This window comes from Fontisubflavum oceani (genome assembly GCF_030407165.1).
GTDB classification, from domain to species: domain Bacteria; phylum Pseudomonadota; class Alphaproteobacteria; order Rhodobacterales; family Rhodobacteraceae; genus Rhodophyticola; species Rhodophyticola oceani.
On the sequence record NZ_CP129111.1, the window covers coordinates 2,636,934 to 2,650,250 of the forward strand.

Annotated in this window: 12 protein-coding genes; 6 read left to right on the forward strand and 6 right to left on the reverse strand. The window is 59.5% G+C overall.

The genetic code is table 11. The annotated features are described in order from the left end of the window. Position 1 precedes the first annotated feature (1 nt). The 5 genes from QTA57_RS13470 to QTA57_RS13490 all read left to right on the forward strand — a co-directional run bounded on the left by QTA57_RS13470 (position 2) and on the right by QTA57_RS13490 (position 3,628). Positions 2–817 (forward strand): glutamate racemase, encoded by an 816-nt coding sequence (locus tag QTA57_RS13470; RefSeq protein ID WP_145208829.1) that lies wholly within the window; start codon positions 2–4, stop codon positions 815–817. 106 nt (positions 818–923) lie between these two features. Further along, complete coding sequence (gene argC / locus QTA57_RS13475; RefSeq protein WP_290151952.1) at positions 924–1,952, forward strand: N-acetyl-gamma-glutamyl-phosphate reductase; 1,029 nt, start codon at positions 924–926, stop codon at positions 1,950–1,952. A gap of 13 nt (positions 1,953–1,965) precedes the next feature. Then, entirely contained in the window at positions 1,966–2,412 is a 447-nt protein-coding gene (ccmE, locus tag QTA57_RS13480; RefSeq protein ID WP_290151954.1) for a cytochrome c maturation protein CcmE, read from the forward strand. A 116-nt stretch (positions 2,413–2,528) separates the two neighbouring features. Further along, entirely contained in the window at positions 2,529–3,140 is a 612-nt protein-coding gene (locus tag QTA57_RS13485) for a holin-associated N-acetylmuramidase (protein WP_290151955.1), read from the forward strand. Continuing rightward, positions 3,131–3,628, forward strand: a complete 498-nt coding sequence (locus QTA57_RS13490; protein WP_290151956.1) for a holin family protein — start codon at positions 3,131–3,133, stop codon at positions 3,626–3,628. The genes QTA57_RS13485 and QTA57_RS13490 overlap by 10 nt, the downstream gene beginning before the upstream one ends. A gap of 1 nt (position 3,629) precedes the next feature. Here QTA57_RS13490 and QTA57_RS13495 read toward each other — a convergent pair whose 3' ends face one another. The 3 genes from QTA57_RS13495 to QTA57_RS13505 form a co-directional block, all read right to left on the reverse strand. Beyond that, positions 3,630–5,015, reverse strand: a complete 1,386-nt coding sequence (locus QTA57_RS13495; protein WP_290151957.1) for a M20 family metallopeptidase — start codon at positions 5,013–5,015, stop codon at positions 3,630–3,632. A gap of 94 nt (positions 5,016–5,109) precedes the next feature. Then, positions 5,110–6,315, reverse strand: coding sequence for a serine hydrolase domain-containing protein (locus tag QTA57_RS13500; RefSeq protein WP_290151958.1), 1,206 nt, complete (start codon positions 6,313–6,315; stop codon positions 5,110–5,112). Between the two features lie 118 nt (positions 6,316–6,433). After that, complete coding sequence (locus tag QTA57_RS13505; protein ID WP_290151959.1) at positions 6,434–6,556, reverse strand: hypothetical protein; 123 nt, start codon at positions 6,554–6,556, stop codon at positions 6,434–6,436. A gap of 230 nt (positions 6,557–6,786) precedes the next feature. On the opposite strand from QTA57_RS13505, the gene QTA57_RS13510 reads away from it, so the two are divergent. Continuing rightward, positions 6,787–7,542: a VOC family protein gene (locus tag QTA57_RS13510; RefSeq protein ID WP_290151960.1), complete on the forward strand. Its 756-nt coding sequence runs from the start codon at positions 6,787–6,789 to the stop codon at positions 7,540–7,542. A 158-nt stretch (positions 7,543–7,700) separates the two neighbouring features. Here QTA57_RS13510 and QTA57_RS13515 read toward each other — a convergent pair whose 3' ends face one another. From QTA57_RS13515 to QTA57_RS13525, 3 genes are all read right to left on the reverse strand, one after another. Next, entirely contained in the window at positions 7,701–8,216 is a 516-nt protein-coding gene (locus tag QTA57_RS13515; RefSeq protein WP_290151961.1) for an invasion associated locus B family protein, read from the reverse strand. A gap of 101 nt (positions 8,217–8,317) precedes the next feature. Beyond that, on the reverse strand, positions 8,318–10,666 hold the full coding sequence (locus QTA57_RS13520; RefSeq protein ID WP_290151962.1) for an autotransporter family protein: 2,349 nt from the start codon (positions 10,664–10,666) through the stop codon (positions 8,318–8,320). A 1,277-nt stretch (positions 10,667–11,943) separates the two neighbouring features. Continuing rightward, a complete protein-coding gene (locus QTA57_RS13525) occupies positions 11,944–13,314 on the reverse strand; it encodes an autotransporter family protein (protein ID WP_290151963.1) in 1,371 nt (456 codons plus the stop codon). Positions 13,315–13,317 lie beyond the last annotated feature (3 nt).

Here is a 13,317-nt window from a genome sequence, read left to right on the forward strand (position 1 = left end):
GATGGCCGTCGGAATTTTTGACAGCGGGTTGGGCGGATTGACCGTTCTGGATGCGGTAAGCAAGCGCCTGCCTGAGGTGCCGTTTGTGTATTTCGGTGACAATGCGCATACGCCCTATGGGGTGCGCGATGCCGATGACGTCTATGAGTTGACCACGGCCGGGGTGCAGCAGCTCTTCGACGCCGGGTGTGATCTGGTGATCTTGGCCTGCAACACGGCGTCGGCGGCGGCTTTGCGCCGGATGCAAGAGGGCTGGGTGCCCGAGGACAAACGCGTCTTGGGGGTATTTGTGCCGCTCATCGAAGCGCTGACCGAGCGGAATTGGGGCGACAACTCCCCACCACGCGAGGTGGCTGTCAAACATGTGGCGCTCTTTGCAACGCCCGCAACGGTGTCGAGCCGCGCTTTCCAGCGGGAATTGGCGTTTCGTGCCATAGGGGTAGACGTCGAAGCTCAACCTTGTGGTGGTGTGGTCGACGCGATCGAAGATGGCGATATGATCTTGGCCGAAGCCCTGGTGCGAAGCCATGTGGAAGCGTTGCAACGGCGGATGCCGAAGCCGGAGGCCGCCATTCTTGGCTGCACCCATTATCCGATCCTGGAGGACGTGTTCCGCGACGCGCTTGGCCCCGATGTGGCGGTCTATTCGCAAGCCGATTTGGTGGCCGAAAGCCTTGCCGATTACCTGGAGCGGCATCCCGACAAACTGGGCGCCGGGACCGAGGCCAAGTTTCTGACGACCGGCGATCCCAAACGGGTCGGCGCGAAGGCGGTTCAGTTCCTGCGACGCTCGATCTCATTCGATGCGGCGGCTTAGCGGGCAGCGTTCCATCAGACCGGCCAGAGGCTCAGTAGTGATCCTGATTTGATCCCACCTCCGAATTGGCATACTCCCCGCAGAGTACCATCACGAGGCCAAATCCATGACCCATTCCATCGCCATTCTCGGCGCTTCCGGCTATACCGGGGCAGAGCTTGTTCGGCTGATCTCCACCCATCCCGAGCTGCGCATTGCCGCGCTGACGGGGGATCGCAAAGCCGGGATGGCGATGAGCGATGTGTTCCCGTTCTTGCGGCATTTGGATCTGCCTGTGCTGCAGAAGATCGACGAGGTCGATTTCTCGGCCATCGATTTGGCGTTTTGCGCGCTACCGCATGCCACATCGCAGAATGTTATCAAGACACTGCCAGCTGATCTTAAGGTTATCGATCTCTCCGCGGATTTCAGGCTCCGTGACCCGGAGGCTTACCAAAAATGGTATGGCAAACCGCATGACGCGCCCGAGTTACAGGCCGAGGCCGTCTATGGTTTAACCGAATTCTATCGGGATCAAATCAAGACGGCGCGGCTGGTCGCGGGCACGGGGTGCAATGCGGCAACCGGGCAATATGCCTTGGTGCCGCTGCTCAAGGCCGGTGTGATCGACCCCGATGAAATCATCATCAATCTGATCACCGGCGTTTCCGGAGCGGGGCGGAGCCTCAAAGAAAACCTGCTGCACGCGGAACTGTCGGAAGGCGCGAATGCCTATGCGCTTGGCGGCACCCATCGGCATTTGGGTGAATTTGACCAGGAATTCAGTGCCTTGGCTGGTCGGCCCGTGCAGGTTCAATTCACACCACATCTTGCGCCGATGAACCGGGGCATCCTCGCGACCGTTTATGTCAAAGGCGACGGGCAGGCGGTCTATGAGACGCTCAGCCAAGCCTACGCAGCGGAACCATTCATCCAGGTGCTGCCTTTTGGCGCAGCCCCCTCGACACATGACGTGCGCGGGTCCAATTATGTGCATGTCGGTGTGGCGGCGGACCGGCGGGATGGGCGCGCGCAAGTATTTGTGGCGCTGGATAATCTGACCAAAGGGTCCTCTGGTCAGGCGTTGCAAAACGCCAACCTGATGCTGGGGATCGCGGAGACGACGGGGCTGACCATGGCGCCGCTCTTTCCGTAAAGAGGAGGTGGCCATGCGAGGCCTAAAGAAACAGCGCCGGATTCAAGTGATCATGCTGGCGATTGTCTGTCTGGCCGGCGCTGCCGCGCTGATCGGTTATGGCTTCCGCGATGGTATCAACTTCTTCCGCCCGCCATCGGATATCGTTGCGGCGCCACCGCCGCCGACCGAGGTATTCCGCATCGGCGGCTTGGTCGAGGATGGCACCTTGGTGCGCGGCCAGGGCGAAACCATCACCTTCAATGTAACCGATGGCGGCGCATCCGTGGCGGTGGCCTATACCGGCGTGTTGCCCGATCTCTTCGGGGAGGGCGAGGGGATGGTTGGCACCGGATCCTATGTGGACGGGGTGTTCCAGGCGACCGAGATCCTGGCACGCCATGATGAGACCTATATGCCCGCCGAAGTCATCGATGCCTTACAAGATCAGGGCGTATATCGCGATCCGAACGAAAGCTGACGGCGGCGCGTCTTAGGCATGCCGACCTTGGTGGTCGTTTGGCTGTGTTCAAGGTTTCTTTACCTTTCTGCGGCAGTCTTCCCCTCAGTTGAACCACTGAGCATGGAGGGCGAGCCATGCAGTCGGTTCACCAAATTGCATCCGAAATCCTCGACCGCGAAGGCGGTTTTGTGAATGATCCCGATGATCCCGGCGGGGCGACGAATTTTGGCGTTACGATTCACACGATGCGGCGCTTGGGTCTCGATCTGACCGGCGACGGCGCGGTGTCGGTGGCGGATGTCCAGGCGCTGACCCGGGCGCAGGCGCAAGAAGTTTTCATTGAGCACTACTTTGAACGACCCTCGATCGACCAGCTGCCCGACGTGCTGCACGCGACCGTGTTCGATATGTATGTGAATGCCGGAGCCAATGCGGTGACGCTTTTGCAGCGGTTGCTGCGGGATATGGGGCTCGAGATCATCGTTGATGGGGTGATTGGGCCGCAGACAATCCGCGCGGCCCACGCGGCTGAGACGCAGGCGCCCGATCATCTGGTCGATGCTTACGGGATTGCCCGGCGAAACTACTACTACCGTTTGGGAGATCACCGTCCAGCGAGCCGAAAGTATGCCCGCCGCCGCGATGGGGGCAAAGGTGGTTGGATTCGCCGGGCCGAAGAATTCATCTCGCCCCGCTACCATCTGAGCGACGCTGAACATCACGCCCGGGTGTCGGCATGGGATTGATCAATCGCGTGATTGGTGGTGCGGCGGCGACCCGCGCCTTGGGGGAGGCCGCGGAGGGCGTCGCGGAGGTGTTCGTGCCCTCGGCGACCCGTCGCATGGAACTGAGCGCCGAGGCGCATCGCGCCGCGTTGGACAGCCATTCGGAAGAGTTCCAATCTATCCGGCCAGGGCTTTTTGACCGTTTTGTCAATGGATTAAACCGTATGCCGCGGCCGATGTTGGCGCTTGGGACCCTCGGGCTCTTCATCTATGCGATGGTCGATCCGGTCAGTTTTGCCAGCCGGATGGTCGGGCTGGCGGAGGTGCCCGAGCCCCTTTGGTGGCTTCTGGGCGCAATCGTCAGTTTCTATTTCGGCGCGCGCGAGATGTATTACTTCCGCAGCCCGCATGCCCCCGCCGATAATCGGCCACCCGAACCACGCCCGGCGCGTGACGACAATCCCGCGCTCTCGGCTTGGCGGAACGAGGCGGTGCGGCGCGCCCGATGAACTAGGGCAGATAGGCGGACCGATCCGCCGCGCCCAGATCCCAGAATAGGCCGGTCATCACGCCAAGTGCATCGCGCAGGACGGCGGCCGGCAGATGTTCATTCGGCGCATGCTGCGAGCAACCAGGATAGGAATGTGGCACCCAAATCGTCGGCAGGCCCAGAATGTCGGTGAAGATGTCATTGGGCAGCGAGCCGCCAAGCGACGGTAGGATGGCTGGTGCTTTGCCGGTCGTCTGCTGCAACGATTGCGCCGCGAACCCAACCGCGGGGTGATCGGCGGGTGTTTGGCTGGCCCGAAACGCGCCGCCCTCTGGGGTAATCTCCACATGGGCAAAGCCGTGCGCGTCCAGATGGGTGCGAAGGGCCGGTAGGATACCGTCCGGGTCAACACCGGTGACATAGCGCAACTGGAGCCAGGCATGGGCCTCGGGCGGGATCGCATTGACCGGCTGTTCCGGGGTGCCGCAGGTGAAAGCGAGAATCTCGGCGGACGACCAGGCGTGAACCCGCTCGGCAGGCGTCAGCCCCGGCTCACCCCAATCTGGATCGACCTCACCGCCCACGGGCACAAGCCCCTCCAGTGCCGCGCGTGCGGCGGCGGGGATGTTATTTGGTTTCCAAGCATTGATTTTCAGTCGGCCCTCGGCGTCAACAATGCTCGCCAAAACATTGGCCAACTCAAACCCGGGATTGGCCACCGCACCGCCGAAATTGCCGGAATGACGACCGCCAACCCGGCGGCGGATGCTCAGTTTCATCGTATATCCGCCACGCGCGCCGAGAAACAGCGTCGGGTGATCCGCGTTCAAGCGCGGCCCATCGGACGCCACGAGCAGATCGGCGGCAAGGCGCGATTTGTTTTCGGCGCATAACCGAGCCAGGCCTGGAGATCCCGCTTCCTCGCCCATCTCAAGAATCAGTTTTAAGTTCACACCGAGAGATCCCCGCGTCGCGATGACGGCGGAGATGGCGGAGAGATTGATCAGATGTTGGCCTTTGTTGTCGGCCACGCCCCGTCCGAACCAGAGCCCATCTGCATCGGTCAATTGCCAGGGGTCGCGGTCGGCATCCCAGCGCCCTTCCATGCCCGGCACTGTGTCACCATGGCCATAGCTGAGGATGGTCGGCAGGGCAGGGTCCTCGATCCGCTCGGCCAAAAGAAAGGGGAAGCCGCTTTCGGGATCGGTCAAGACCTCGGTTTTGAATCCGAGAACATCGAGTTTGGCGATGATCGTGTCGAGATATGCAGTGAGATGCTGCCCGGCACCGGGCGCGGTGCTGTCGGATGGAATTGCGACGAGTTCGGCGAGGGCATCGAAGAACCGGCCATCATCAAAGGCGTCATGGGCGAGGGTGATGGCATCGGCGCGGGTGGCGGGGGACATGGAGGCTCCGGATCAATGAGGGGGACGATCACTATAGAGCCAATCTCCGAGTCGAGGATCAAGACCCGATCGCGCACGCCATCGGAATGGCGACTCACCCGCCGGCGAGGTCTCGGGCGATGGCGCGGAAGGCGGCGATGGTTTCATGGTCATTATTGTCGAAGTGATAGTCGGCGCTGGTCTTGACGATCACCACCTCCCGAACCGGATCGACATAGATATATTGCCCCCAAATGCCAATCGCGGTGTAATCGCCCTGCGGCTCCTCGGGAATCCACCAGTGATAGCCATAGCCGAAGGTCCAGGATGAGGCCGGATTGTCTCCCGGTTCAAGATGCGGCGCCGATGGCGTGACGGATGCCGCGACCCAATCGGCAGGGACGATCTGTTGCCCGTCCCGAGCCCCATTTTGCAGATAGAGTTGACCAAAGCGGCCATAATCCCGCAGCGTTGCATTGAGGCAGCAGAGTGGCAGAACATCGCCGGCGCGATTTGTGCTCCAAAACGCATCCGCTTCTGCCCCCATCGGCCCCCAAAGGCGGCTCTGCAAATACGCATGCGCCGACATGCCGGTCGCCCCTTCCAGCGCGAGGCCGAGGGCGATGCTGTCTGAGCTTATATAGTTGTTATACTCTCCGGGTGGGCGGAGCGCGTCTTGACCGTGAATCGTCTCGGCAAGCGGCGTGCCCATCGGAAAGCTGACAAACAACATATTCACGTCTGACATCGGATTGTCGTAATCTTCGTCAAACCCGATGCCCGATGACATGGTCAACGCATCCTCAATCGGCACAGCGCCATAGGCCGTCCCGGCCAGCGCGGGCACATATGTCTCGATCGGGTCCGTGATATCCGCGATATGGCCTTCGTCGATCGCGATGCCAATCAGTGCCGAGAGGACGGATTTCGCAACGGACCAGGACGTGAATTGTGAGGTCTCATCGCCGCCCAGATAATAGCTCTCATGGGCGATCTGACCTTGGTGGAGCACGAGAAAGCCGGTGGTTTCTGTGCGCTCTAGGAATGCCGATAATGCGAGATCTTGGCCATTGAAACCATAACTCTCGGGCAAAGCACGGGGCGCGGTTTCCAGCGCCCAAACCGAGCCGCTGCGGCTTACAGGTTCAAAGGGAAAGACCGTATCCATGCTGCGGAAATTCGCGACGCGATAGTCATCCGCGAAGAGTGTAACACCGACCCAATAGGGGCTGTTTCGCAGCCAGATATACCCGGCGATGGCGATGATCAGCAACGCCCCCAATAGCCAGAGAAAAATGCGAGAAGTCTTACGTAAGGTCATGATAATTGAGGCCATTTAGGGATGCGTCCAACCCGATCATCATATCGCAATTGGTCGGTTGCGAGAAGCCAAACGCTGCAGCCGCGGCGCGATAATCCGATGGGAGTTTCCTATCCAATCAAGCCTTCTTGCCTTGCTCCATCTGCTTGGCTTGGAGCGATGCCCACCAGACAAAACCGGCCCCGAGCAAAAACACACCAAAGCCTGCGAAAAACAGACAGATAAATAACATCGGGTTCATCATCATATCCACCTTCGTTGATCTCCATTCAGAACATGCGCCGAAAACTACGGGCTGAAAGAGTGGACGGCGATGACTTGTGTCAAAGAGCTGATGTCTCGCGCGTCAATCCGCGTCGTTTGTAGCGGGTTGCGTATCGCGCATCATCGGACCGACAGGTTTGATCTTGGTCAAGGCAGAACCCCGAGGCTGTGACATGTATCGGGAAAACCAACCCGGATGATGGTGCCATGACTACTGAAAAACGAGGTCGGATCGTCTGGCACGATCTCTTTACGCCCGATGCCGAGCGGTCCAAATCCTTCTACCAAGACGTTGCTCATTGGAGCTACCTGACCGAACACGCGAAGGATTTTGCCTGGGGCGGTGGCGAGAAAGACTTCACGCTCGCCCTGTTGGATGGCGAGGCGGGGGCAGGGATCATTGATCAGACGCCCGGACCGGTTGTTGGCTGGATTCCCTATGTCGAGGTCGAGGATGTGGATGCCACGGCTGTGCTTGCGGTGGACCATGGCGGGACAATCGTCAAGCCGCCGTTCGAAGTCCCCGGCGTTGGCCGCAACTGCGTCCTGCGCGACCCGCACGGGGCGCATATCGGGATTTCGCTGTCGCGCCATGCGTTTCCGGCACCCACAAAGCAGTTTGCGGCAGAGCGGTACTTGAGCAGCAGTGGCGGCTTTCCGGCAACATTCTACCATCGACTCTTTGGATGGGAGGTGGCGGAAGACCTTTCCATCTCGGCAAAAGATAGATCAATCATGCTAAATGGGAAGACCCTGGCGCTCTGCGAAGGTGGCGATGATGCGTCCGATACGGCGCCGCTATGGCTTCCAAGCCTTCAGGTCGGCGATTTGCCAGAGGCTCTCAACCGCGGCCGCCTCGCCGGTGCCACCGTCCTGCGGCCAGCGAAAGGGGCGCAGCAGGACGCCCGTGGCACGCTGCTTCGCGATCCCACTGGGGGGCTGTTCTCATTGGCCGTGGGGTGATCTTGGGCGCATCGATCCGAGAAAGTCGTGAGCGACGCATCGGGTGCCAAGGCAGATTAATCAGACAACCCGGACTGATTGAGTTGGTTGCGCATTGACGGTTTAGGTGCAGCGAGCAAAAGGGCGGCGGCTCTGATATCATGCGCCGCCCTTTGCCATTAAGAGTCTTGCAGCCGGTTCCAAGCATTGGTGAAGCCAGCAAGCGAAATCTCAACGATAAAGGGGTCCTCATCCGCGCTGGTCATCTGGATTTGAGCGATACTTCCACGTCGCAGCAAACCGACTTCCTCGTCCGTGAGTGTGCCGCGGGCAAGACACCCGGCGGGCAGGCAGGTCCGGAACGCCAGAACCGCGACTTGGCCTTCTTCGACATCGATTTGAACACCGCCGGAAAGAAGCAGCCCAAAGGGTGTCAGGATGACCAGATTTGCGTCATCTCCATCAGGTTGCAGCACGACGCTCAAAACCCGCTGCCCACTATCTTGTTGCTGTAGCTGCTGCGACATTTCGCAAAGCTGCCTCTCAAGCGGTTCGCCTGCGGTGTCCACGCTGACGCAGTTCACTGTCCAAGCGTCATAGGTTTCTGTGACTGTGCTTGGCAGTGGCGGCGTTTGTTGCGCAAAAGATAAGCCTGGCGCCAAGGCCAGGACGATGGAAAGGGCGAGAGATCGCATCAGCAGGGGGTCCTGTTTGTTAGGGGAGGGTACCCCCGCCAGTGCGGGCGGGGGCGATAGGGATCGTGATATGACCCGTGTGTTGGACGGAAGCCGTTGGATCAGAAGTCCATTCGGAACCCTGCCGAAAGGCGCAGGCCCTGATTGTCCGAGGAGGCGCCGCCCAGAGCGGTTCGGTAGCTGGCTTCACCATAGAGAGACTGCCCCGGGGCAAGCTGCAAATCGCCGCCAATGCCGATTTCGGCCCAGGTGGACTCGGCCTCGGCCGACAGATCGGCACCAGCGACATTTGTGGTCTGCGCGCCAGACAGGTCATGCCAGATATTGCCAATGGCATTGAACTGACCACGGTCGGTGACCTCCGTTTCATAGGCCAGACCAAGCCGGGTCACCAAGGTGTCATTCGTTCCCGGGTCCACCGCATTGCCGTCCTCGTCGGTGAAAGCTTCACCGTTCAGCATGCCCCATATCAGTTGCGCTTGCGGGATCAGCGTGCCGCCGCCGGGGAGCGTAAATTGCTGCCCGACTTCGGCACTCAGCGCCAAGGCTTGACTCTTATGACCAGTTATCAAGTTGCCGGACGTAGACGACGACATATCACTGGAAATCCAGTTCATCTGCCCCTGAAAGTCGAGATACATGCCCGAGCCACTAAACCAGGTGCCAGTCGCCCCGATCCCATAGCCATCGGCGTCAATCTGGCCAGTGCCACCCGCGCTGCTGATATTGGCCGAAATCTGGCCATATTGCACGGTTGCCCCGACAACCCAACGGCCGATGCCATTGGTTTCCAGGTCGAAATCCGCCCCGGCTTGCACGCCGGTCTGGGTGCTTTCAAAACTTGTGCGCCCGCTGGCGGAAGAGAGCGTGCTTTCCAGACGATCGCCAACAACGCGCACCCACAACTCCCGCCCCTCCGCAGTTGACCGCTCCTGGTCTCCAGCAGAGGACCGCTGGCTCAGACGGCCCCCCAGAGTGGGCAGATTGTTGAACCCGCCAAGAACCTCAGGAGAGGATTGATAGACCGCGCCGGTGCTGGTGAGGGTCGAGCGCAGATACCAATCCAGATCGGATGCATTCTGTTCGAACTCATACAGGAAAGCACCGTTGGTCTGAGGGCCGCCGACAAAGGTAAAGGCATCGGTTGGGGAGGTGATCCCATCGGTATCCACCAGAAGGATATCCGTCCCGGAGGCGGCTGCTGAGACATTGGCGATCTCAATCGTGGTCACGCCAGACAGAGCACCTTGCACCACCAATGTATCTGCCGTGCCGCGGCCAAAATCGACATCTAAACGCAGCGTGCCGCCGCCGGTATAGTCGCCAGCAACAACCAGCGCATCTCCAGCAGCGCCATCTTGAAGCGTGATCGTCGAGAGGTTCGTTAGGTTGCCGCCCGACCCACCATCTCCCTGCAAGAACAGACCGCCGCCGGAGGCATCAAGCACGCTACCGCCATCGACCGTTGTTGAGCCTGCGACCCACGTGGTGTCGCGCACCGATAGGGTTGACCCCGCGCCGATTGCAATCTGCTCCCAACCGGCGACAGACGCCGTAGAAATGGTCCCGCTGGACCCCGTAAACGTCAGAACATCGACAAAGCCATCGGTGCTGTCGATATCATCGCCCCCGTCAAACTGAGTCACACCTGAAACATCCACACCGAAAATGTTGAGCGTATCCGAGCCGGAGCCCAACTCGATCCCACCGACAATAGACGCGCCGGTGTTAACAGTTGTTGTCGACTCTCCTTCGTAGTTGACGATGGCGCGCCCCGCCGCTGCGCTAACACGCGCACCCGCATCCAAGGTGATCGTGGTTGTGCCCCCCAAGCCCGTCAATGTGTAGATCGCATCCCCGTTTTCGCCCGTGACCGTGCCGCTTACCGTAACGGTCAAGTCGCCAGACCCGCGATTAGATGCCACGATACCGTCCTGAAGGCTGCTCACGTCCCCCAAGACATTGATCTCCATGGCGCCTGTGGCGGTCGATGTGTTGCTGGCGACTATGCCCGTTTCGTTGGCGCTCACCGTCCCTCTTGCGGTAATGATTGTCGAGCCTGTCCCATTGTTTTCCGCCAGGATGCCGGCAACACCGCCTGTCACGTCAACAGCGTCAATCGAGATATTGCGGGTCAGGTTATCTTGATTGATCGCAGAAATCCCATACTGAATGAGAGTCTCAACAGGTCCAGTGCTCGTGATAACGATATCGCCTCCAGCCGCGTTTTCGGCCTCGATTCCTGCGAACCAACCTTCGACAGTATCGGAGGTCTGGATCAGAAGATCTCCATCATCACGCTGCTCTGCGGCGATGCCATGCCGCGCATTGACGACCTCACTATCTGCGATGATCGTCAGATCATGCCGCCCGATTGAAGAGTCATTCTCAGCTAGAATGCCGAATAACGGCGCCGAAACGGTCCTTCCGGCGGCGGTTCTGATCGTCAAAGCGCCCGTCGAATTCTGAGCGAAAATACCGCGGCCCCCTGCTATTCTGTCAAGGGTCACGTTCCCCCGAGCGTCGATTACGGTTCCCGGCCCAATGCCAGTGTTAGTGGTGAAGATGGCCTGTGAGCCAAACGACGTAACATCTCCGGTTGTTAGGACTGATACCCCGCCGCCGTCTTGATTGAAGATGTCTAAACCATTGTTGGACCCGGTGATTGTCGAGTTATGGTTATCGATGAAACTGGCACCGCCACGGCTTATAATGCGGATCGCATTAAGGTCCGGTTGGAGAACTCCAGGGAGGTTAGTGTTCGAACTATCAACCCCAAACCCCGGTGTGGTTTCAACGGAGACCGGGCCATCTACCTCCATCCACTGCAATGAATCTGTCCCGGTCGCGCTGGCCGCGCCGGAGCAGCTATAGACACCCGGCGACGTTTGAGCGCAGTTGCCAGCAAAAGCCGCACCCGTTGACATAAAAAGCGCCGGCATGGCCAGGCCGGTCGCAAGAGCCAGCGCCCCGAAAGAGCAAGACGACAAAAGCCGCCCTCCCGTCGGCGATATGGACGTGACCTTACCCTTCCATTTCGTCAGACGCCCCGTCGAGGGACGCCAATGATCCGTCATTGCCATCGTGATTGCCCTTTTGCCCCATTTTTCAATCTTTGTTTCGAGTTAAAATGCTCAGACTGATTACTTAAACTTTTAAATGAAAACTTTTTCCTGTCAATAGATGGCGTTTGAAAGCCTGATCGGGGGGCAGAACCCACGACGTCAAGGTGTTGGCAGGATGGCGTCGCATGGACCGGGCGGTGGCGAGCCTGCAGATGTCTGCCGATGAGGTGTCCAGAGGCCGTGCGATGGCCACATTCTCCGGTATTCTGCGGCGATTCTGCGGCGTGTTTATACCTTATGTTATTGTAATAGAGTCGATATTGGCAATTGGGTGTCGCACAAAAGCGTATCTTCTCCACCACCGTTTGGGGGGTATCCGACATAAGCCGCCGCACGTATCAAACGCAGAATTCCGCATGGATCAGCAAGGGGAGTTACAGGGTGGATCGGTGCCTGGAACGTATCGATAGCGGTATCGGACATGGACGCGTGGATTGATCCGGGCCATCACTGCGCGTGTGCATTTTGACTAAAAAAGGCTTGCGAGCGAGAGATCGCATCAGCAGGGGGGCCTGTTTGTTAGAGGAGCATCGCCCCCGCGAGTGCAGGCGGGGGCGATGTTCGTGGTACTACGTTGCAGTTTTGGCACCGCATCCACTGGATCAGAAGTCCATTCGGAACCCTGCCGAAAGGCGTAGGCCCCGATTGTCCGAGGAGGCACCGCCCAGAGCGGTTCGGTAGCTGGCCTCACCATAGAGCGACTGCCCCGGGGCAAGCTGCAAATCGCCGCCAATGCCGATTTCGGCCCAGGTCGACTCCGCCTCTGCCGACAGATCGGCACCAGCGACATTTGTGGTCTGCGCGCCGGACAGGTCATGCCAGATATTGCCAATGGCATTGAACTGACCACGGTCGGTGACCTCCGTTTCATAGGCCAGACCAAGCCGGGTCACCAAGGTGTCATTGGTTCCTGGGTCCACCGCATTGCCGTCCTCATCGGTCATAGCGTCGCCATCGACCATGCCCCATATCATCTGCGCTTGCGGGGTCAGCGTGCCGCCGCCAGCAAGGGTGATGCGCTGCCCGATCTCGGAGCTGATTGCCAGAGCCTGGCTGTCATGTCCGGTTGCGAGGGTGCCGGCGGCCGACGAGGCGATATCACTGGAGATCCAGTTCGCTTGACCTTGGAAATCGAGATACAAGCCTGTGCCACTGAACCAGGTGCCGGTCGCCCCGATCCCATAGCCATCGGCGTCAATCTGGCCTGTGCCACTCGCGCCGCTCATATCGGCGGAAATCTGACCATATTGCATGGTTGCCCCGATAACCCAACGGCCGATGCCATTGGTTTCCAGGTCGAAATCCGCCCCGGCTTGCAGACCGGTCTGGGTGCTTTCATAGCTGATGCCGTCGTCGGAAGAGGAGGGGGTCGTGTCCAAACGATCGCCAACAAAGCGCACCCACAGCTCTTGGCCTTCTATAGACGACCGCTGGCGCACACGCTGCTGCATGGTCGGCAAGCTGTTGAACCCGGCAAGAACCAGGGGAAGGCCCTCATAGATCGCACCGGTGCTGCTGAGTTGACCGGTGGAGCGCAGATACCAATCCAGATCGGTTGTGTCCTGTTCCAGGTCATAGAGGAACGCGCCGCTGGCCACCGGGCCGGTCGCCAAAGCAAAGGCATCGGATGGCGATGCAAGCCCATCGGTATCCACAACAAGAATATCGTTACCGCTTGCTGTCGTCGTCGAGACATCGGCAATTTCAATCGACGTCACGCCCGACACAGCGCCCTGAACCGTCAGGGTATCTGCGGTGTCAGCGGCAAAATCGACATCGATCAAAAGCCGACCGCCGCCAGTGTAGTCGCCAGATACGGTCACTGTATCAGCGGCGGTACCGTTCTGAAGTGTAACTGTTCCCGCGTTGGTTAGGTTGCCACCATCAAATATGCCAGCACCTCCGAAGGTAAACAGGTCGCGAACAAAAGAAAGGGTGCCGCCAACATCGACCGTTGTTGTGCCAGCCGTCATCCC

Coding starts and splice junctions, on each gene's coding strand:
- QTA57_RS13505 (WP_290151959.1), bottom strand. CDS start 6,556: ATGAACCCGATGTTATTTATCTGTCTGTTTTTCGCAGGCTTTGGTGTG.
- ccmE (WP_290151954.1), top strand. CDS start 1,966: ATGCGAGGCCTAAAGAAACAGCGCCGGATTCAAGTGATCATGCTGGCG.
- QTA57_RS13485 (WP_290151955.1), top strand. CDS start 2,529: ATGCAGTCGGTTCACCAAATTGCATCCGAAATCCTCGACCGCGAAGGC.
- QTA57_RS13495 (WP_290151957.1), bottom strand. CDS start 5,015: ATGTCCCCCGCCACCCGCGCCGATGCCATCACCCTCGCCCATGACGCC.
- QTA57_RS13525 (WP_290151963.1), bottom strand. CDS start 13,314: ATGACGGCTGGCACAACAACGGTCGATGTTGGCGGCACCCTTTCTTTT.
- QTA57_RS13510 (WP_290151960.1), top strand. CDS start 6,787: ATGACTACTGAAAAACGAGGTCGGATCGTCTGGCACGATCTCTTTACG.
- QTA57_RS13490 (WP_290151956.1), top strand. CDS start 3,131: ATGGGATTGATCAATCGCGTGATTGGTGGTGCGGCGGCGACCCGCGCC.
- QTA57_RS13500 (WP_290151958.1), bottom strand. CDS start 6,315: ATGACCTTACGTAAGACTTCTCGCATTTTTCTCTGGCTATTGGGGGCG.
- QTA57_RS13470 (WP_145208829.1), top strand. CDS start 2: ATGGCCGTCGGAATTTTTGACAGCGGGTTGGGCGGATTGACCGTTCTG.
- argC (WP_290151952.1), top strand. CDS start 924: ATGACCCATTCCATCGCCATTCTCGGCGCTTCCGGCTATACCGGGGCA.
- QTA57_RS13515 (WP_290151961.1), bottom strand. CDS start 8,216: ATGCGATCTCTCGCCCTTTCCATCGTCCTGGCCTTGGCGCCAGGCTTA.